The organism is Phaeacidiphilus oryzae TH49, from assembly GCF_000744815.1.
Lineage (GTDB): Bacteria > Actinomycetota > Actinomycetes > Streptomycetales > Streptomycetaceae > Phaeacidiphilus > Phaeacidiphilus oryzae.
The window spans coordinates 1,875,865-1,895,294 of sequence record NZ_JQMQ01000005.1 but is presented as its reverse complement, the minus strand read 5'-3'; the positions used below and the strand labels follow the sequence as shown (position 1 = coordinate 1,895,294).

Genomic DNA, 19,430 nt, shown 5'->3' with positions numbered 1-19,430 from the left:
ATGCTACCCGTTGGTAACCTTGCTGTCTGCCACCACGTTGTGAGCTGTCACACAGAGTCCTGGTCAGACGCCCCAGCTCGCGTCGGCCGGCCGGCGGCGCAGCAGCCGGGCGTGCCAGCGCCCGTCGTCGTGGTTCACGGCCAGCGGCAGCCCGAAGCACTCCGAGAGGTTCTCCGAGGTCAGCGTCGAATGGACGTCGCCCTGTGCGACGGTCGCGCCCTGCCGCAGCAGCAGCGCGTGGCCGAAGGAGGCCGGCAGCTCTTCGAGGTGGTGGGTCACCAGGATCATCGTCAGAGCCGGGAACTCGGCCGCCAGCACGTCCAGCGAGTCGATCAGCTGCTCCCGGGAGGGCAGGTCGAGCGCGGCGGCCGGCTCGTCAAGCAGCAGCAGCCGCGGCTGGGGCACCAGCGCCCGGGCGATCCGGGCCCGGGACTGCTCGCCCTGGGAGCAGGAGAGGATCTCCCGGTCGGCCATCGCGCCGAGGCCCATCAGCTCCATGGACTCCAGCGCCCGCTTCTTCTCGGCCTGGCCGTACCTGCGGGGCAGCGGCTGGACGGTGCCGGTGATGCCGGTGAAGACGTAGTCCCGGACCGAGAGCCTGGGCGGGATCCGGTTGGCCGCCGAGACGTTGCCGACGTCGGCGCGCAGCTCCCGCATGTCGACCCGGCCGAGGCGGTTGCCGAGGATCTCCACCGTCCCGGAGCTGGGGAACTGCACGGCGCCCGCGAGGGAGAGGATCGTCGACTTGCCGGCCCCGTTGTGCCCGAGCAGCGCGTAGCGCTGGCCGCGGGTGACCACCCAGTCGATGTCCCGCAGCAGTTGCTTGGGGCCTGCGGCCGTGCTGCGCCAGAGGCTGACGCCTTCCAGGCGCAGGACGGTTTCGTTGCTGGGCAAGGTCTTCCCTCCTGGGGGGTGTTCTTCCGGCCCTGCGGGCCGCGAATCCGGGGCGCCCCGGGATTGCAGCGCCGAAGGCGCGAAATCAGGGGCGCGGGGAACTGCGCGCCCGACCACCTACGTTGCCGCACCCGCCGATGGCGAGTTAGCTGCCGCTCGTATCGCGAGACGCCGGCGCCTCGGCGAACGCCTTCGCCAGCACCGGGGCGACCAGCCCCACCTGCCAGTCCCGCGCCCCCAGCGCACTCAGCGCGGCGCCGATCTCGGCCTCGCCGGCCGGCGTCGGCGGCGCCCACGCCACCCGGCGCACCAGCTCCGGGGTCATCAGGTTCTCGGCCGGGACGTTCAGCCGCTCCGACAGCTCCGCCACCGCCGCCCGCGCGGCGGTCAGCCGTCCGGCCGCGACCGGGTCCTTGTCCGCCCACGCCCGGGGCGGCGGCGGGCCGTCGTGGGCGGCCGAGATCGGCGGCAGCTCCGCCTCGGGCAGCGCCCGGGCCCGGTCGACGGCCGCCTGCCACTGCTCCAGCGTCCGCCGCTGCCCGCGCGGCGCGAAGCCGGGGACGGCCTGCAGCGCCTGCACGTCGGCCGGCATGGCCAGCGCCGCGGCCACGATCGCCGCGTCCGGCAGGACCCGGCCGGGGGAGACGTCGCGGTGCTGGGCGATCCGGTCCCGGGTCAGCCACAGCTCCCGTACCGTCGCCAACTGCCGCCGCCGGCGCACCTTGTGCATACCGGAGGTCCGGCGCCAGGGGTCGGTCCGCGGGGCGGGGGTGGGGGCGGCCGCGATCGCGGCGAACTCCTCCAGGGCCCACTCCAGCTTCCCCTGCTCCTCGAGCACCCGCTCCAGCCGGTCGCGCAGCTCCACCAGCACCTCGACGTCCAGCGCCGCGTACCGCAGCCACGGCTCGGGCAGCGGGCGGGTGGACCAGTCGACCGCCGAGTGCCCCTTCTCCAGGGTCAGCCCGAGGACGTTCTCCACCATCGCGCCCAGGCCGACCCGGGGGAACCCGGCGATCCGCCCGGCCAGCTCGGTGTCGAAGAGCCGGCTCGGCCGCATCCCGAGCTCGGCGAGGCAGGGCAGGTCCTGGGTGGCGGCGTGCAGAACCCATTCGGCGTCGGCGATCGCCTCGCCCAGCGAGGTGAGGTCGGGGCAGCCGACCGGATCGATCAGCGTGCTGCCCGCACCGGCCCGGCGCAGCTGGATCAGGTACGCGCGCTGCCCGTACCGGTAGCCGGAGGCGCGCTCGGCGTCGATGGCGACCGGACCGCTGCCGGCGCGGAAGGCCTGGACGACCCGATCGAGGGCCTCGGCGTCCGCGATCACCGGCGGGATCCCCTCCCGCGGTTCGAGGAGTGGTACCGGCTCGGTGCCCCTGGTGACTGAGAGGTCCTCGGCGTCCTGGCTCTGGGGGCTCTTCCGGCGGTCCTCGGCGGGGGCGGTCTCTCGGGCGTCGGTCACGCCCCAAGACTACGCCTGTGCGTACGAGCGCCTCCGAGTGCGCGTCTGCCCCGCCCCCGGCCCCACTCGGGGAGGGGAAGGGGCGGGGCGGGCACGCGGGGGCCTCGGCTTAAGCCTTCGGAAAAACGTTCCTCCCTATCGCGTTCGCGGGTGGAGGGTCAGTGGATGATGCCGGTCCGCAGGGCCACCGCGACCATTCCGGCCCGGTCCCCGGTGCCCAGCTTGCGGGCGATCCGGGCCAGGTGGCTCTTCACGGTGAGCGCGGAGAGCCCCATGGACACCCCGATCGCCTTGTTGGACTGCCCCTCCGCCACCAGCCGCAGCACCTCGACCTCGCGGCCGGAGAGCTCACGGTACTGCGGGGCGCCGTTCTGCCCCGGCTGTCCGGGCGGACCCGGGCGGCGGACCCGTCCGGCCAGCGGGTGGCCCAGCGCGTGCAGCCCGGGACGCTGCCCCGGCTGGGTGTTGGCGCGGGTGCCGGTGACGACGTAGCCCTTCACCCCGCCGGCCAGCGCGCTGCGGACCGCGCCGATGTCGTCGGCGGCCGAGATCGCCAGACCGTTGGGCCAGCCCGCGGCCCTGGTCTCGGCGAGCACGGTCAGCCCGGATCCGTCTGGAAGATGGACGTCGGCGACACAGATGTCGCGCGGGGTACCGACCCTCGGCCGGGCCTCGGCAACGGAGGACGCCTCGATCACGTCGCGCACGCCCAGAGCCCACAGATGCCGGGTGACCGTGCCGCGGACCCGGGGGTCCGCCACGACGACCATGGCTGTGGGCTTGGTGGGGCGGTAGGCGACCAGGTTTGCGGGGTGCTCGAGAAGAACCGACACCAGGCCTCCTGTAAGGGATGGCTGACGGACCGGACCGCCGGTCCCGGAAGTACCGGCCGGGAAGTCGGGGGGCCGCCGATGGAAAGGGTCACAGAGAGCTTCGGCACCTTCTGTGCCCGGCTTTAGCGAAAGATCACGATGCCCTGTGCCGCGAGCGGACATTTGCGACATCTCGACCTTCCACCATGAGCATAAATCACCCATAAGCTGTCAAAACCAGTCGGGGCGCGTGTCGAAATCCTTAATCGGGTGATTCACCGTCAGTGTGTGCGATTCCCGGTGCCGCTGACGCTCCGTGATCACCGCTCGGCAGGGCCCTGCGCTGCCGAGTCGTCGCGACGCCGCACCCGGCGTTCGATCAGGTGGCCGGACGGAAGTCGGAAGGGCGTGGGCTCAGTGCCGCGGCCGCCGCCGCGTGGGCATCCGCACCACGCCCGCCGGCGGCCGGCCGACCGGCCCGTCCGCCGCCCGGTGCGGCGGCACCGGCGGCCCGGCCGGTACCGGAGGCAGGCCCGCGCAGGAGCACAGCAGCTCGCACCAGGCCGCCAGATGCCGGTCCAGCCGCTCGTCCAACGGTGTCCAGGACGCCCGGAGTTCGATCTCGGTGGCGGTCGGCCGCTCGCTCAGCGTCCCGAAGTGGTGGGTGGCGGCACGGGTCACCGAGCCGCCGGCCTCATGCTGCTCGGCGCCGCGCTGCGCCAGCGCGTCGACCAGCCAGCTCCAGGCGACGTCCGGCAGCAGCGGATCACCGGCCATCTCCGGTTCCAGCTCGGCCCGGGCCAGGGTGACCACGCGGAAGGCGCCGTTCCAGGCCTTGTGCCCGTCCGGTTCGTGGAGCAGGACGAAGCGGCCGTCCGCCAGCTCCTCGCCCTCCGACTCCACCGCCGCGGTCAACGCGAAGGCGTGCGGGGCGAGTCGGCGCGGTGCGGGCGCCTCCTCCAGGCGCACCTCCGGCCGGGGCCGGGCGGAGCGCAGCGCGGTCACGGCACGCCGGAAGGCGGAGGGGTGGCCGCCGTCGGGATCGCCGGCGCCCTCAGAATCCCCCGCGCGCCGCGCGTCCTCCGGGCCGCCCGAATCCGCCGGATGTCCGCTGACCGCTGCCATGCCGGAAGACTAAGACGACGGCACGTCCCAACGGGGGATCCGGCTCCCGTGCGGCGCGCCGGGTCGCGCGTGCGAGGATTTCCCCGTGACCGATTCGACCGCCTCTGGGCTCACCGCAGCATCCGCCACGCCGAACGACCCTGCCGCCCCGGCCTCCGCCCTCCAGGACAGCGCCTTCCTGCGCGCCTGCCGCGGCGAGCCGGTGCCGCACACGCCGGTCTGGTTCATGCGCCAGGCCGGGCGCTCGCTGCCGGAATACCACAAGGCGCGCGAGGGCATCCCGATGCTCGAGTCCTGCATGCGTCCTGAGCTGGTCAAGGAGATCACCCTGCAGCCGGTCCGCCGGCACAAGGTGGACGCCGCCGTCTACTTCAGCGACATCGTCGTCCCGCTGAAGGCGATCGGCATCGACCTGGAGATCAAGCCGGGCGTCGGCCCGGTGATCGCCGACCCGGTGCGCAGCGCCAAGGACCTGGAGCGGCTGCGTCCGCTGGAGCCGGACGACGTCCGCTACGTCGCCGAGGCGATCGGCCTGCTGGTGGCCGAGCTCGGCGCCACCCCGCTGATCGGCTTCGCCGGCGCGCCCTTCACCCTGGCCAGCTACCTGGTCGAGGGCGGCCCCTCGAAGAACCACGAGCGGACCAAGGCGTTGATGTACGGCGAGCCGAAGCTCTGGAACGAGCTGCTCGACCGGCTGGCCGGGATCACCGCCGCCTTCCTCAAGGTGCAGATCGAGGCGGGCGCGAGCGCGGTCCAGCTCTTCGACTCCTGGGTGGGCGCGCTGGCCCCGGAGGACTACCGGCGCAGCGTCATGCCGGCCAGCGCCAAGGTCTTCGAGGCGGTCGCCGGTTACCGGGTGCCGCGGATCCACTTCGGCGTGGGCGCCGGCGAGCTGCTCGGGCTGATGGGCCGGGCCGGCGCGGACGTGGTCGGCGTCGACTGGCGGGTGCCGCTGACCGAGGCGGCGGTCCGGGTCGGCCCCGGCAAGGCGCTCCAGGGCAACCTGGACCCGGCGGTGCTCTTCGCCCCGCGCGAGGTGGTCCGCACCAAGGCGCGCGAGGTGCTCCACTCCGCGCAGTCCGCGGGCGCCGGCCACATCTTCAACCTCGGCCACGGCGTCCTGCCCACCACGGACCCGGACGCCCTGACCCACCTCGTCGAGTTCGTCCACGAGACGACGCAGCGCTAGGCGGCTGCCGCCCGGCCGCCGCCGCTGCCGGCCCCTGCCGCCCGCTGGGGAGGGCCGGCAGGGGCGCGGGCCGGGTCACCGCGCCTCGCCGGCCGGCGGGCCGTCGGGCGCCGGGTTCTCCGGCTCCGCCCCGGGCCCCGCTGCTTCCGCCGCTTCCGCCCCTTGCGCCGGTGCCGCCGCTTGCGCCGGTGCCGCCGCTTCCGCCGGCTCTATCGGTTCCGCCGGTTCCGCCGGTTCCGCCGGTTCGAAGGGCTCGGCGGCCTCAAGGGGCTCGGGCGGCTCGGGCGCTGCCGCCCGCCTGCGCCGGGCCCGCCACACCCAGAGCCCGGCGACCACCGCCGCCACGCCGAGGAACGGCAGCGCGGCCGCCACTGCCGAGACGATCCAGCGCACGGTCGCCACGAACGCGTGCCAGCCGCCGGCCAGCGCGGCCCCGACGCCGGAGGAGCCCTTGTGCCGCTCGGTCGGCGCGGCCGGCTCCGGCTGGTAGACCACCAGCGTCAGCGTGGACATCGCCGACTGGTCCCGCAGCCCCTTCTGCTGCGCCTCCAGCGACTCCAGGTCCGACTCGCGCTGGGTCAGCACCGACTCCAGAGCGGTCAGGTCGGAGATGGTCTGCGCCCTGGCCATCAGGTCCCGGATCCGCTGGACGCTGGCGCGGGCCGAGGCCACCCTGCTGTCCACGTCCGCGACCTGCGCGGTGACGTCCTGCGCGGAGCGCTCCTGGCCCAGCACCGTGCCCAGCGCGGCCAGCCGGTGGTAGACCGAGTCGAAGGAGCCCGCCGGCACACGCAGCACCAGTTGCGCCGCCTGGCTGAGATCCGGCCCGGTCGGCTCCGCCAGCGGTGCGGTCTGCTGCGGCTGGCCGTCCGCCGGCGCGGTCTGCTGCGGCTGGACGATCCCGCCGTCGTTCCCGCTGGTCTCGTCGCCGACGTAGCCGCCGGCCGCCGCGGTCAGCTGCTCCGCGCGGGCCACGGCGGCGTCCGGCTGCCGGGTGCTGATCTGCGTCTCGGCCGTGTAGACGATCTGCCGGCCGGCTCCGGGACCGGGCATCGCGGTCGCGGAGGGGGACGCCGGGGCCGTGCCGCCGCTCACGCCACCGGCTCTCGACCCGCTCGCGGCCCCGCCCTGATTCGCGGTGCCGCCACCGCTCCCACCGCTCCCACCGCTCCCGCCGGTTCCACCGCCCCCACCGCCCCCGCCGTTCGCCGGGGCCGCCGCCGCTCCGCCCGCCCGCTCTGCCGAGGAACTGCTCGATCCGCCTCCGCCTCCGCCTCCGCAGCCGGCCGTGAGCGCGCAGAGCGCCGCGGCCAGCAGTACGGCACCCGCGGCCGCGGTCGGCCCGGGCCGGCCGCGTCTTCGGGACGGGGCGGGCTCGTGGTCCCGCTGGGTCGCATTCGCCCTCGATGGCTGTCTCTTCACGGCGCTTGGATGCGGAACCGGTGGAAAGGGTTCCCGGCTGCCGGGCCGTCCGGGGGTGGTGAGAGAGTTGAAGGCATGCGCAGCAGTTCCACTCCTCCGCCCGAGGCGCCCCGGGTGCTGGTGATCGGCGGGGGGATCGCCGGCCTCGCCGCGGCCGCCCGCCTGCTCGGCGTCCTCGGCGGAGGCGGCGCGGGCGCGGGCGCGGGCGTTGGCACAGGAGCTGGCGCGGACGGCCCGGTCGTGCGCCCCCACGTCACCCTCCTCGACGAGGCGGACCGCTTCGGCGGCAAACTGCGGCCGGGAGAGGTCGGCGGGATCGCCGTCGACCTCGGCGCCGAGTCCATGCTGGCCCGCCGCCCGGAGGCGGTGGAGCTGGCCCGCTCGGCCGGGCTCGGCCCGGAGCTCGAACCGCCGACCACCGCCAAGGCCGCGATCTGGACCCGCGGCGCCCTCCGCCCGATGCCGACCGGCCATGTGATGGGCGTTCCGGGCGACCTGAACGCCCTCGCCGCCACCGGGGTGATCTCCCCGGAGGGGATGCGGCGGATCCGCGCGGACCTCTCCGCCCCGGCCACCGAGGTCGGCGAGGACGTCGCGATCGGCGAGTACGTGGCCGCCCGGGTCGGCCGCGAGGTGGTGGACCGCCTGGTGGACCCGCTGCTCGGCGGGGTCTACGCCGGCCACGCGGACCGGATCTCGATGCGCGCCGCCGTCCCCCAGCTGCTGCCGGTCGCCCAGCGCGAACGCTCGCTGGTGGAGGGGGTGCGCGGCATCCTCGCGCGCGCCGCTCAGTCCTCGGCCGCCGCCCCCGGTACCCCGCCCGCCCCCGTCTTCCAGGGCGTCCGAGGCGGCCTCGGCCGGCTGCCGGGCGCCGTCGCCGCGGCCTGCCGGGAGGCCGGCGGCGAGCTGCGCACCGGCACCGGCGTCAAGGAGCTGCGCCGTACCCCCGACGGCTGGCGAGCGGTCACCACGGGCGGCGAGGAGCTCGCCGCGGACGCGGTGGTGCTGGCCGTCCCGGCCGCCGCCGCGGCCCGCCTCCTCGCGGCCGAGGCGCCGGCCGCCGCGGGGGAGTTGGGGGCGGTCGAGTACGCCTCGATGGCCCTGGTGACCCTCGTCTTCCAGCGCTCCGCGCTCGGTGCGGGTGGCGCCGACGGCGTTCCGCCCGGCAGCGGATTCCTGGTGCCGCCGGTGGACGGCCGCCGGATCAAGGCCGCCACCTTCTCCAGCAACAAGTGGGGCTGGTTGGCCGAGTCCGCCCCGGACTCCTTCGTCCTGCGCACCTCCTTCGGCCGGCACGGCGAGGCCGAGGCGCTGGAGCTGCCGGACGAGGAGCTGGTCGCCGCCGCCCTGGGCGACCTCCGCGAGGCCGCCGGCATCCACGCCCTCCCCTACGCCTCGACGGTCACCCGCTGGTACGGCGGCCTGCCGCAGTACCCGGCGGGGCATCTGGACCGGGTCGCCCGGATCCGCGAACTCGCCCGCAAGCTGCCCGACTTGGCGCTCTGCGGTGCCGCCTACGACGGAGTGGGCATCCCCGCCTGCGTGGGCAGCGGCCGGCGCGCCGCCGACGACGTACTCTCCGGCCTGAGCCGACACCCACGTACCGAAAGGACAACCGAACGATGAGCGAGACGCCCGAGACCGCGGCGGCCGAGACCGCGGCGCCCGAGACGGCGCCCGGGAAGAAGAAGGCGCGCGAACTCAACGAGGTCATCCGCTACACCCTGTGGTCGGTGTTCCGGCTCCGCGAGGCGCTGCCGGAGGACCGCTCCGCCCAGATCGCCGAGGTCGAGCAGCTCTTCGACCAGCTGGCCGGCAAGGGCGTGACCATCCGCGGCAGCTACGACGTCTCCGGCCTGCGCGCCGACGCCGACCTGATGATCTGGTGGCACGCGGAGGACAGCGACGACCTGCAGGAGGCGTACAACCTCTTCCGCCGCACCAGGTTCGGCCGCGCCCTGGAGCCGGTGTGGTCCAACATGGCGCTGCACCGCCCGGCGGAGTTCAACAAGTCGCACATCCCGGCCTTCCTGGCCGACGAGCACGCTCGCGACTACATCTGCGTCTACCCGTTCATCCGCTCGTACGACTGGTACCTGCTGGAGGACAAGGACCGCCGCGAGATGCTCGCCGAGCACGGCAAGATGGCCCGCGGCTACCCGGACGTCCGGGCCAACACCGTGGCCTCCTTCGCCCTCGGCGACTACGAGTGGATCCTCGCCTTCGAGGCCGACGAGCTGCACCGGATCGTGGACCTGATGCGCCACCTCCGCGCCTCCCGCGCCCGCCTCCACGTCCGCGAGGAGGTCCCGTTCTACACCGGCCGCCGCAAGCCGATCGCGGAACTGGTCAACGGACTGGCCTGACCCGGACTCACCAGTCGGCCGCGGCCGCCCAGCGCCGCGGCGGGCGCAGGGCGGCCCGCAGCAGCGGGTCGCGGATCGCGGCCGCCCCGGCGACCGCCACCGCGGCCAGCGACTCGCTCCGGCCGCCCGCCGTCCACCGGCGCCCCGGCAGGGAGTCCCGCCGCCCCCGCCGGCTCCGGCGCATGCCGCCGAGCCGGCGCAGCAGCTCCTGCCCGGCCGGCGCGGCCCAGCGGGTGTAGGGGTAGACGTCGACCCGGGCCATCAGCAGCGTCCCGGTGGTGAGGATCAGCGGCAGCGCGAACCAGGAGGCCACCGCGGACGGCCGGGAATGTCCGGCGCCGATCCCGAGACTCCCGGTGAGAAGGGCCATCAGCAGGCACAGCACGGTCAGCCACATGGCGTGCCGGACCGCGCGCACCGCGCTGCTGGTCCGCTCCCGCACCCAGCTCGGCACCGCGAGCCCGGCCCCGGCCAGCCGGATGGCGATCTCCAGTACGGCCGGGTCGGCGGCCAGCGCCTGGCGCAGCTCCTCGGTCCTGCACTGGCCCTCGGGGCCGATCGCGGCGAAGGCCGCCTCCTCCAGCTCGTCGGCCGGCTCCGGGCGCGCGACGGTGGTCCAGCCGGTGTGCGCCAGCAGCAGCCTGCCGCGCAGCGCCATCCGCACCAGGACCAGGTCGACCACCCGCTCCGGGCCGCCCGCCAGATAGGCCGCGTCGAACAGGCCGATCCCCTCGTCGGGCCCGGCCGGCGACGGCAGGAGCTCCTCCGGGGAGCCCTGGGCGCTGGTCGCCGCCACGGCGCGGCACAGCCGGGCGCAGGCGAGCGCGGAGACCACGCACGCGGGGAGGAGGAAGAGCAACACCGACATGGGTGCCGTTCTAACCGGCGCGCCCGGCTGCGGCCACGCCATTTCCGGCCGCGATATCAAACCGTGATCGCGCCGTCTCGGCATGCGATCACCGCGCGGGACGCGGAAGGCCGCACGGCCGCCGGGAGTTGAGCAGGGCCGGCCGCGTGCCGGGTCCCCCGTGCCCGACGCGGGGCCGGCCCCGCCATCCCCCAGCGCCTGAGGATGGCGCCCCGAGGCGGTCCGGGGAAGCTCTGCACCGCCTTCTCAGAGCAAGATTTGAGGTTCGTGCGCGGAAACGGGGCTCGGCGCCGTCCGTTCGCCCGCGCCCGCCCGCTCCGGGCCCCGGGGCCGCGCCCCGGTCTCGACTCTCCCGTTTCGTAGGCCTTCGCACCCCTGTGGCAGGCCGTACTCGTGGACCGTGAGCCGGGTCACGTGATAGGTAGTTCCCGAGTTCGAATTCGGAAGGCGCCGGGGGGAATCGGTGAAGAGTCTGTTCGGGACGCTCGGGCGGCGGATGCGCGGGCGGGCCGCCGTACGGCTCGATCCCGACTGCGGCGACCACCGGATAAGCGGCCTGCGCTCGGTGGCCGCCGCCCGCGACTGGCCGGCGCTGCGCGACGCCCTCCTCTCCGCCCTCGACCCGGACGACCCGGAGGACCTCGGCCGGCTCGTCTCGGGCCTCGCCGGGCTGAAGGGCCTGGAGGAGTGGCTGCCCGCCGCGGCCGAGAAGGCCGAGAAGGAGGAGGCAGCCGCAGGGGACGGGCAGGGGGAAGGACGCGAAGGACCCGAAGGGGGCGGAGGACGCGAAGGGGGCGACGGCGAAGGGGCCGCCCTGCCCCTGCTCCTCTCCGGCGCGCGGCACGTCAGATGGGGCTGGGAGGCCCGCACCTCGGCCCTCGCGAAGGACGTCAGCCGCGAGCAGTGGGACACCTTCTTCGACCGGCTGCGCATCGCCGAGGAGCAGCTCTTCCGGGCCGCCGAGCTGCGTCCGGCGTGGTCCGCGCCCTGGAACTCCCTGCTGGTGATCGCCAGGGGGGCCAGTCTGGGCCCGGAGATCTCCCGCGTCCGCTTCGAGGCCGCCGTCCGCCGCTCCCCGTCCGACCTGACCGCCCACCGCGACCGGCTGCTCGGATTCTGCCCCCGGTGGAGCGGCTCCTTCGAGGAGCTGCACGGCTTCGCCCGTGAGGTCTCCGCCGCGGCCCCGGACGGCAGCCCGCTGCACGAGCTGGTCGCCCGCGCCCATGTCGAGCACTGGTGCGAGCTGGACGGCGGGGCCGAGGGGGCCGCCTACCTCCGGCGGCCGGCCGTCCGCGAGGAGCTGGTCGAGGCGGCCCGCCGTTCCGTCTTCCACCCCGACTTCCCCCGCCGGCCCGGCTGGCAGCTGGTCCACAACGTGTTCGCGATGGCCTTCTCGCTGGCCCGGGACGACGAGTCGGCCCGCCGGCTCTTCCTCGAACTGGACGGCCTGGTCACCGAGGCGCCCTGGCAGTACTTCAACTCGGGGCCGGAGGCGGCCTTCCGACTGCACCGCGACCGCTGTCTCGGCTGACCGCCCGCCGAGTCGCCCACCAAGCCGCCCGCCGATCCACCCGTCGATCCCGCCCGCCGACCCGCCCACCACGCCGATACCGAGAAGCCGCATCTCCAGGGGGCCGTACCAGCCGTGTCAGCACCAGCAGCCCAGCCGTCGGACGACGCCCGCCTCTTCCAGGTGGACCTGCGCGGGCTCGTCGACCTCCTCTCCCACCACCTCTACACCAGCCCCCAGGTCTACCTGCGCGAGCTGCTGCAGAACGCGGTGGACGCGGTCTCCGCCCGGCAGGCCCGCGACCCCGACGCCCCCGCCCGGATCACCATCCGCACCGGGGAGCGGCTGACCGTCACCGACACCGGGATCGGCCTCACCGAGGCCGACGTCCACACCTTCCTCGCCACCATCGGCCGCAGCTCCAAGCGTGTCGCGTCCGCCGGCGGCCCCGAGGCGCGGCTGGCCGAGCAACTCGCCGGCACCAGGGCCGAGTTCATCGGTCAGTTCGGCATCGGCCTGCTCGCCTGCTTCACCGTCGCGGACCAGATCACCGTGGTCAGCCGCTCCGCGGCGGACCCCGGGGCGCCGGCGGTCCGCTGGGTCGGCGGCTCCGACGGCCGGTACACCCTCACCGTCCTCCCCGCCTCCGCCCAGCCCGAGCCCGGCACCACCGTCAGCCTGCGGCCCCGCCCGGACGCCGCCGAGTACACCGCCCCCGCCGAGGTCCGCCGGCTCGCCCTCCACTACGGCCGGCTGCTGCGGCACCCGGTCACCGTGGAGGAGGAGGGGGCGCGGGACGGCGCCGTCCGGATCGACGACACCCCGCCGCCCTGGGCCCGCCGCCACGCCACCCGCGCCGAACGGGCCGAGGCCCTGGCCGGGTACTGCCGCGAGACCTTCGGCTTCACCCCGCTCGCCTCGATCGACCTGGCGCTGCCCGCGGTCGGGCTCACCGGCGCGGCCTTCGTCCTCCCCGAGGACGTCCCCGCGGACCGCCGCTCCGGCCACCGGGTGCACCTCAAGGGGATGCTCCTCACCGAGCGCGGCGAGGAACTCCTTCCGGAGTGGGCGTACTTCGTGCGCTGCGCGGTGGACGCGGACAGCCTCCGCCCGACCGCCTCCCGCGAGGCGCTGTACGAGGACGAGACGCTGGCCGCGGTCCGGGACGCCCTGGGCGCCCGGATCCGGGACTGGCTGGCCGGCCTCTCCGCCTCCGACCCCGTGCTGCTCCAGCGGTTCGCCGCCGTCCACCACCTCGCCATCAAGGCGCTCGCCCGCTACGACGACGAGCTCCTGCGGGTGCTGCTGCCCTGGCTGCCGTTCGAGACCACGGACGGGGACGTCACCCTCGACGAGTTCGCCCGCAGCCACCCGGTGGTGCTGGTCACCCGCACCGTCGAGGAGTTCCGGCAGGTCGCGCAGATCGCCTCGGCGGCCGGACTCGGCGTGGTGAACGGCGGCTACGCCTACGTCCGCGACCTGGTCCACCGGCTGCCCGAGGTCCGTCCCGGCACCACCGTCGCCGACCTCGACCCGGACACCGTCACCGCCCATCTGGACGGCGTCGACCCGGTGGTGGAGCTGGCCGCGGCCGGCTTCCTGGCGATCGCCCGGGAGACCGTCGCCCGCTTCGAGTGCGACGTCGCCCTGCGCAGCTTCCACCCCGCCGCCGCACCCGCCCTGCTGCTGGACGACCGGGAGGCCCGGCACGAGCGCACCCGGGCCGAACTCGCCCAGGAGGCGGACGGGTTGTGGGCGGACATCCTCGGCTCGCTGCGCTCCGCCGAGCCCCGTGCGCAGCTGATCCTCAACCACCTCAACCCGCTGGTCCGCCGGGCCGTCGGGATCGGCCACCGGGAGCTGGCGGCCACCGCCGTGGAGACCCTCTACGGCCAGGCCCTGCTGATGACCCGCCGGCCGCTGCGCCCCAGCGAGTCCGCGCTCCTCAACCGGGCCTCCCTCAACCTCCTCGACTTCGCCCTCGGCGCGGTCGAGGACGCCGGCCGCCCCGGCGGCCGCCAAGGAACCGACGGCCCGCACGGCAGGGAGCGCTGATGCTGGACACCAGGGACGCCGTCCTCGACGCCCTCCGCGCCAACGACGCCGAGCCGTACGGCCGCGCCCGTACCGTCGTCGCCGAGGAACTCGCCGCCGCGGCCGAGCAGTTCGACGACGACGAGCTGCTCGTGCTGGCCCTCCTCGACCTGATGGAGGCGTACGAGTACGACACCGAGACCCGGAAGGTCCCGGTGGTCTTCGCCCGGATACTCAAGCTCTGGGACGCCTCCCCGGGGGCCTTCGGCGACTGGGCCCGGCAGCAGGTCTTCTGGCGGTTCAAGTGGGTGGCCAGTGCCCTCCTCGGGCTGCCCGAGGTGCCGCTGGAGAGCTCCCACGGCTGGCTGGCCGAGATGCGCCGCCGCTACCAGGAGGCCGGACTCGACCTCCAGCCGTACTACGCCCGGCGGTTCCACCTGGCCGACCACACCGGCATCGGCCGCGAGGAGGCCTTCGAGCTGTGGGCGGCCCGCCCGCGCGCCCGGTACAGCGACTGCGAGGTCTGCGAACACCGCCACAAGGCCGAGTACTTCGTGCTGCGCGGCGAGGACGAGCGGGCGGTCGAGGCCCTGCGCCCGGCCCTGGACGGCCGCAGCACCTGCAGTATCGAGCCGTACTCCAGCCAGGGCACGGCCCTCCTCCCGCTGCTCCGGCTGGGCCGGCTGGAGGAGGCCCGCACCGCCCACCTGTCCGGCTACCGGGCCGCCCGGCGGTCGGCGAGCGCCAACGGGCAGATCGGGCTCCACCTGGAGTTCTGCGCGCTCAGCGGCAACGAACCGCGCGGACTCGAGATCCTCGCCGAGAACCGGGAGCGGTTCGCCGGGGCGGCCGGCGACCCGCGCTCCTACCACGGACTCCTGGCCGGGGTACAGCAGTTGACGGCCCGTCTGCTGGAGCTCGGGCACGGCGACGCGCCCGCCGCGGACCCGCCCGGCGGCAGCTGGACCGTGCGCGGCCTCCACGAGTGGGCCGAGCGCGAGGGGCAGGCCATCGCCGAGCGCTTCGACGCCCGCAACGGCACCACCGCCTGCTCCGACCAGCGCCGCGCCAGGCTGGCCCGCCGCCCGCTCACCGACCGGCCGCTCGCCCTCGGCCTCCGCGTCGCCCTGCTGCCCGCGACCGTCCCCGCCCCGGAGCCGGCCGTCGCGAACGCTGCGGAGAGCGCCCAGGCGGCGGGGACCGGGATGACCGGGCAGGACCTGTCCAAGCAGGACCTGTCCGAGCTGATCCGCCGGGCCCGCGCGCTGCGCCTCGACGGTCTTCCGGACACCGACGGCCTCTGGCGCGAGATCGCCCGCCGGATCGGCCCGGGTGGCCCGGCGGACCCCGCCACCCCCCTCGACCCCGACCTCGGCCCGCCCGAGCTCCTCTCCGCCGAGCTCGCCGAACGCCGTGCCTTCGAGCACGGCGACCGCGGCCGGACCACCGAGGCCCGCGCCGAACTCGCCGTCGCGGCCGACCTGTACGCCCGCGCGGGAGTGCCCGGCCGGGCGCTCCTCGCCCGCGCCCGCCGGGCCGGCCGCCGGGAGGACGGGGAATCGATCGACTGGGCGGAGCTGGACGAGGTCCTCGACCGTGCGGCCGGCGAGGCGGAACCGCTGGAGCAGGTGCTGATCCGCCAGTGCCGCGCCTTCGCCGCCTACCGCGAGGCCACCGAACTACCCGCCGCCGAGCCGGCGGGGGAGTCGGCTCCGGCGGGGGAGCAGGAGCCGGAGGTGCTCGCCCGCTTCGAGCGGGAGAACGCGGCCCTCCTCGCCGAGGCTCGCCGGGCCGGCCGTCCGCACTGCGAGGCCACCGCGTACGAGTACGCGGCCCTGGTGCTCCTCCGGCACGGCGACCCCGAGCGGGCCGAGGCCGAACTCGCCCACGCCGAGCGGATCCTGACCGACTGCGGCCATCCCTGGCGGCTGCCCCGCGTGCTGCTGCTGCGGGCCGAGATCCGGATGCGCTCGAACCGCCTGCCGGAGGCCGTCGAGACCGCCCGGGAGGCGCTGGCCCTGGCCGCGGTCCACCCCGGCGAACGGGACTTCCCGCACGCCTCGGCGCACTCGCTGCTCGGCTTCGCCCTCGCCTCCAGCGGCCGGCCGGCCGAGGCCGCCCAGCACCTCACCGCGGCGGCCGACGGCTTCGACCGCGACGGCGTCCCCGCCGAGGCCGCCCGCTCCCGCTGCCTGCTGGCCACCCTGCTGCGGGACACCGGCCGCACCGCCGAAGCGGTCTCGATCCTCGAATCCCTCCTCCACATCGAGAGCGGGCCGGCGCAGCGCGGCGGCCTGGAGGGGCGGCAGCGCGCCCAGGCCCGCCTCGACCTCGCCCGCGGCCTCACCGAACTGGGGGAACACCGGGACGCGGCCGAGGAGTTCGTCTCCCTGGCCGCCGCCATCGCGGACTGGCCGGAGGACGAGCAGGGCGTCCACACCATGGTCGCCTGCGAGGCCGCCGTCGCCCTCCTCCGGGCCGGGCGCCCGGAGGAGGCCGCCACCGCGCGCGAACACGCCCTCACCGCCCACCGCCGCGCCCCGCGCGCCGACCACGCGGTCGCGATGCTCCATGAGTCGGCGAGCCGGATCGGGCGGTCCGAGGCGGAGGACGCCCTCCCCGAGGCCCTGGCCCTTCTCGACCGGGCCGACTCCGTGCTGGCCGACGCGGTCGGGGCCGGACTGCCGGTCCAGGCCTGGTTCCAGTCCGGCCAGTCCGGCTACCGGCGGGGCCGCCTGCTGGCCGACGCGGAGCGCTACCAGGAGGGCCTGGCCGAGCTGGAGCGCGCCATCGCCGCCTACGAGTCGGGCCCCGGCCCCGACGACCCCGAGACCGAGGCGCCCAGGGCCGAGGCCGTCCGGATCGCCGCCCTGGTCGAGGGTCGGCTCTCCCGCTTCACCGAGGCCAGACGGCGGATCGCCGAGACCGTTCCGCGCTGCCGGCGGGCCGGCCTGGACCAGGCGGTCCAGGTACTCGGCGACACCGACGCCCGCCTAGCGGAGGGCGAACGGGAGAGCCGGCGCCCTGAGCAGAGCCCGGAGGGCTGACCCCGGCCGAGCCGCTACTCCGCTACTCCGCCGAGCCCGACGTCCCCTTCGGCCGCAGCGTCAGCGAGATGGAGTTGATGCAGTAGCGCTGGTCGGTGGGGGTGGGGTAGCCCTCGCCCTCGAAGACGTGGCCGAGGTGCGAGCCGCAGTTCGCGCACCGGACCTCGGTCCGGACCATTCCCATGGAACGGTCCTCGATCAGCTCCACCGCCTTCGCGTCCCGCGGGTCGTAGAAGCTGGGCCAGCCGCAGTGCGAGGGGAACTTGGTGTCCGAGGTGAACAGCTCCGCTCCGCAGGCGCGGCAGGCGTAGACGCCCTCGGTGGTGGTGTCGGTGTACTCGCCGACGAAGGGGCGCTCGGTGCCGGCCTGGCGGAGCACCTGGTACTCCTCCGGGTTCAGCCGCTCGCGCCACTCCTGGTCGGTGTGCTGGACGGGATAGGCCCTGGTCTGGTCGCTCATGCGTTAGCTCACTCCTCAGTCGCCGGTGGGTGCAACGTCGGCCGGGGTGCCCGGCATTTCGAGGGCGGCCAGGATCTCCGGTCCGGCCGAGGTGACGTCCCCGGCGCCCATGGTCAGCACCAGGTCGCCCTCCCGGGCCAGTCCGGCCAGCACCGCGGGCGCCTCCGCCAGCGAGTGCCCTGTATGCACGGCGGTACCCTTCGCCCGGGCCGAGTCGGCGACGATCGCGCTGGTCACGCCGGGGATCGGGTCCTCGCGCGCCGGGTAGACCGCCAGCACCACGACCTCGTCGGCGAGCGCGAGCGCCTCGCCCATCTCCACCCCGAGCTGCTGCGTACGGCTGAACAGATGGGGCTGGAAGACCACCAGCACCCGGCCCCCGCCGGCGCCCTCCCGCACCGCCTCCAGGTCGGCGGCGATCTCGGTCGGGTGGTGGGCGTACGAGTCGATCACCTGCACGCCGCGGGCGGTCCCCTTCAGCTGCAGCCGCCGCCGCACGCCGTGGTACTCGCCCAGCGCCTTGGCCAGCTCGGCCGCGGGGACGCCCAGCGCCCGCCCGGCGGCCAGCGCGGCCACCGCGTTGTGGGCGTAGTGCCGGCCGGGCACGCTGACGGTGAACTCCAGCTCGCCCGGGGTCTCCTGATCGTCCGCCAGTGCCACGGTGACCTGGCTGGACATCCCGTGCGGCTCGACCCGCAGGACGCGGACCTCGGCGTCGGCGTTCGCCCCGACCCGGACCACGTTCAGCTCCGGCCGCCCGGAGACCCGGCGGGCCAGCTCGGCGCCGCCCGGGTGGTCGGTGTTCACCACCAGCGTGCCGCCGGGCACGATCCGGCCGACGAAGGTCTCGAAGGACTCGAAGACCTCCTCTAGGGAGGCGTAGTTGGCGTGGTGGTCCAGCTCCACGTTGAGCACGATCGCCACCTCGGGCGCGTACTTGTGGAAGGAGCGGTCGCTCTCGTCCGCCTCGGCGACGAAGATCCCGCCCTCGCCGTGCCGGGCGTTGCTGCCCGGGACGTCCAGGTCCCCGCCGATCGCGTACGAGGGGTCCAGACCGAGGGCGCTCAGCGAGACCGCGAGCATGCTGGTGGTGGTCGTCTTCCCGTGGGTGCCGGCGACGGCCAGCGCGCGGCGGCCGGCCATCAGCGCGGCCAGCGCGTCCGAGCGGTGGACGACGGGCAGCCCCCGCTCGCGGGCCGCGGCCAGCTCCGGGTTGTCCTCCCGGATCGCGCTGGAGACCACCACGCAGTCGGCGCCGGCCGGGAGGTTCCCGGCGGCGTGCCCGATCGCCACCTCGGCGCCCAGCTCGCGCAGCGCCTGGACGGTGGCGGACTCCTTGGCGTCGCTGCCGGAGACCCGGGCGCCGCGCGTCGCGAGGATCTTGGCGAGCCCGGACATCCCGGCCCCGCCGATCCCGATGAAGTGCGGAGCGGCGAACGGGGCGGCGGGATCGGCGGTCGTGCTGGGCGCGGCGTGGTGCTCGGTCACTTGCGGGGTCTCCCGGGCTTGTCCGGCGGCGTTCGGTCGGCACCGATTCTGCCGCACCGGCGGCCCCGGCGCCGTCAGGCCTCCTGGGCGAAGAGCTTCAGCACCGGGACGCCGACCTTGTGCCGGGCCCGTGAGGCCCAGTCCCGGTGGAAGAACTCCTCGACGAAGTGCGGTGCGGTGAGCACCACCACCTCGTCCGCGGAGTGCTGCTCGACGGCCTCCCGCAGGGCGTCCAGCGGATGCGACTCCACCAGGCTGCCGCCGGCCGAGGCGGCGCCGGCCGCCTGGAGGCGGCGGACGGTCTGCTCCAGGGCCGCCTCGGCGGTGGCGCCGGCCGAGGGGCCGCCGGCGCCGGCCCGGCCGGCCACGTCGGTCGCGCCGCCCCGCCGCCCGCGCCGCCCGCGCCGTCCTCGCGGCGCTCGTGGAAGGCCTCGTCGAGGTGGCCGAGGGCCACGTCGTCCAGGGCGCGGAGCAGCTCGTCCTGACGGCCCCGCGGCTCCATCAGTACGACGAAGGAGACCTGTTCGTCGCCGTGCAAGGTGGTGACGAGCTCGATGTCCGCGTCGGACAACGCCTTCTCGATCATCAGTACGGTGGTGAACACCCGAGTCCCTTCCCCTGGCGGTCCCGTGGTGAGTCCCCCGGTGGCTCCCCGGTCCTGCCTCCATGGTGCCCCTCGGCGGAAGATCCCACCCGGCACCCCGATCACTTCACCCCCATCGGCGTCGTTCGCACGGGCGTGCGCCGGGCCCCGCC

At 75.3% G+C, this 19,430-nt stretch carries 14 protein-coding genes and 1 pseudogene; 6 read left to right on the top strand and 9 right to left on the bottom strand.

Annotated features, from left to right (window positions below):
• Positions 1-63: 63 nt before the first annotated feature.
• The 4 genes from BS73_RS12595 to BS73_RS12580 all read right to left on the bottom strand — a co-directional run bounded on the left by BS73_RS12595 (position 64) and on the right by BS73_RS12580 (position 4,290).
• On the bottom strand, positions 64-894 hold the full coding sequence (locus BS73_RS12595; protein WP_037571840.1) for an ABC transporter ATP-binding protein: 831 nt from the start codon (positions 892-894) through the stop codon (positions 64-66).
• Between the two features lie 145 nt (positions 895-1,039).
• On the bottom strand, positions 1,040-2,353 hold the full coding sequence (locus tag BS73_RS12590) for an HRDC domain-containing protein (protein ID WP_037571838.1): 1,314 nt from the start codon (positions 2,351-2,353) through the stop codon (positions 1,040-1,042).
• 158 nt (positions 2,354-2,511) lie between these two features.
• A complete protein-coding gene (locus BS73_RS12585; protein WP_037571835.1) occupies positions 2,512-3,186 on the bottom strand; it encodes a response regulator transcription factor in 675 nt (224 codons plus the stop codon).
• Positions 3,187-3,579: 393 nt separating this feature from the next.
• The gene (locus tag BS73_RS12580) at positions 3,580-4,290 is read right to left on the bottom strand and encodes a DUF3000 domain-containing protein (protein ID WP_084704002.1); all 711 of its coding nucleotides are present in this window, start codon (positions 4,288-4,290) and stop codon (positions 3,580-3,582) included.
• 178 nt (positions 4,291-4,468) lie between these two features.
• Here BS73_RS12580 and hemE point away from each other — a divergent pair, with 178 nt between their 5' ends.
• On the top strand, positions 4,469-5,479 hold the full coding sequence (gene hemE / locus BS73_RS12575) for a uroporphyrinogen decarboxylase (RefSeq protein ID WP_051941403.1): 1,011 nt from the start codon (positions 4,469-4,471) through the stop codon (positions 5,477-5,479).
• 75 nt (positions 5,480-5,554) lie between these two features.
• Here hemE and BS73_RS12570 read toward each other — a convergent pair whose 3' ends face one another.
• Positions 5,555-6,574: a DUF4349 domain-containing protein gene (locus BS73_RS12570; RefSeq protein WP_037571832.1), complete on the bottom strand. Its 1,020-nt coding sequence runs from the start codon at positions 6,572-6,574 to the stop codon at positions 5,555-5,557.
• A 402-nt stretch (positions 6,575-6,976) separates the two neighbouring features.
• Between BS73_RS12570 and hemG the strand changes: the two genes are divergently transcribed.
• On the top strand, positions 6,977-8,527 hold the full coding sequence (gene hemG / locus BS73_RS12565; RefSeq protein WP_051939860.1) for a protoporphyrinogen oxidase: 1,551 nt from the start codon (positions 6,977-6,979) through the stop codon (positions 8,525-8,527).
• The gene (hemQ, locus tag BS73_RS12560) at positions 8,524-9,267 is read left to right on the top strand and encodes a hydrogen peroxide-dependent heme synthase (protein ID WP_037571829.1); all 744 of its coding nucleotides are present in this window, start codon (positions 8,524-8,526) and stop codon (positions 9,265-9,267) included. The genes hemG and hemQ overlap by 4 nt, the downstream gene beginning before the upstream one ends.
• Before the next feature lie 7 nt (positions 9,268-9,274).
• Here the strand turns inward: hemQ and BS73_RS12555 are convergent, their stop codons facing one another.
• The gene (locus tag BS73_RS12555) at positions 9,275-10,135 is read right to left on the bottom strand and encodes a TIGR04222 domain-containing membrane protein (protein ID WP_051939859.1); all 861 of its coding nucleotides are present in this window, start codon (positions 10,133-10,135) and stop codon (positions 9,275-9,277) included.
• Between the two features lie 463 nt (positions 10,136-10,598).
• Between BS73_RS12555 and BS73_RS12550 the strand changes: the two genes are divergently transcribed.
• From BS73_RS12550 to BS73_RS12540, 3 genes are all read left to right on the top strand, one after another.
• Positions 10,599-11,666, top strand: a complete 1,068-nt coding sequence (locus BS73_RS12550; RefSeq protein ID WP_084703999.1) for a hypothetical protein — start codon at positions 10,599-10,601, stop codon at positions 11,664-11,666.
• 114 nt (positions 11,667-11,780) lie between these two features.
• A complete protein-coding gene (locus tag BS73_RS12545) occupies positions 11,781-13,700 on the top strand; it encodes an HSP90 family protein (RefSeq protein ID WP_051939858.1) in 1,920 nt (639 codons plus the stop codon).
• Positions 13,700-16,726 carry a tetratricopeptide repeat protein gene (locus BS73_RS12540; protein ID WP_051939857.1) on the top strand — a complete coding sequence of 1,009 codons (3,027 nt, stop codon included), beginning with the start codon at positions 13,700-13,702 and terminating at the stop codon, positions 16,724-16,726. Before BS73_RS12545 ends, BS73_RS12540 begins: the two co-directional genes overlap by 1 nt.
• A 22-nt stretch (positions 16,727-16,748) precedes the next feature.
• Here BS73_RS12540 and msrB read toward each other — a convergent pair whose 3' ends face one another.
• The 3 genes and pseudogenes from msrB to BS73_RS12525 all read right to left on the bottom strand — a co-directional run bounded on the left by msrB (position 16,749) and on the right by BS73_RS12525 (position 19,278).
• Positions 16,749-17,186: a peptide-methionine (R)-S-oxide reductase MsrB gene (gene msrB, locus BS73_RS12535; protein ID WP_037571826.1), complete on the bottom strand. Its 438-nt coding sequence runs from the start codon at positions 17,184-17,186 to the stop codon at positions 16,749-16,751.
• A 15-nt stretch (positions 17,187-17,201) separates the two neighbouring features.
• Positions 17,202-18,584, bottom strand: coding sequence for a UDP-N-acetylmuramate--L-alanine ligase (murC, locus tag BS73_RS12530; RefSeq protein WP_051941402.1), 1,383 nt, complete (start codon positions 18,582-18,584; stop codon positions 17,202-17,204).
• Positions 18,585-18,748: 164 nt separating this feature from the next.
• Positions 18,749-19,278: pseudogene (locus BS73_RS12525) on the bottom strand (indole-3-glycerol phosphate synthase).
• Positions 19,279-19,430 lie beyond the last annotated feature (152 nt).

Coding starts and splice junctions, on each gene's coding strand:
- hemG (WP_051939860.1), top strand. CDS start 6,977: ATGCGCAGCAGTTCCACTCCTCCGCCCGAGGCGCCCCGGGTGCTGGTG.
- murC (WP_051941402.1), bottom strand. CDS start 18,584: ATGTCCGGGCTCGCCAAGATCCTCGCGACGCGCGGCGCCCGGGTCTCC.
- BS73_RS12580 (WP_084704002.1), bottom strand. CDS start 4,290: ATGGCAGCGGTCAGCGGACATCCGGCGGATTCGGGCGGCCCGGAGGAC.
- hemQ (WP_037571829.1), top strand. CDS start 8,524: ATGAGCGAGACGCCCGAGACCGCGGCGGCCGAGACCGCGGCGCCCGAG.
- BS73_RS12555 (WP_051939859.1), bottom strand. CDS start 10,135: ATGTCGGTGTTGCTCTTCCTCCTCCCCGCGTGCGTGGTCTCCGCGCTC.
- msrB (WP_037571826.1), bottom strand. CDS start 17,186: ATGAGCGACCAGACCAGGGCCTATCCCGTCCAGCACACCGACCAGGAG.
- BS73_RS12540 (WP_051939857.1), top strand. CDS start 13,700: ATGCTGGACACCAGGGACGCCGTCCTCGACGCCCTCCGCGCCAACGAC.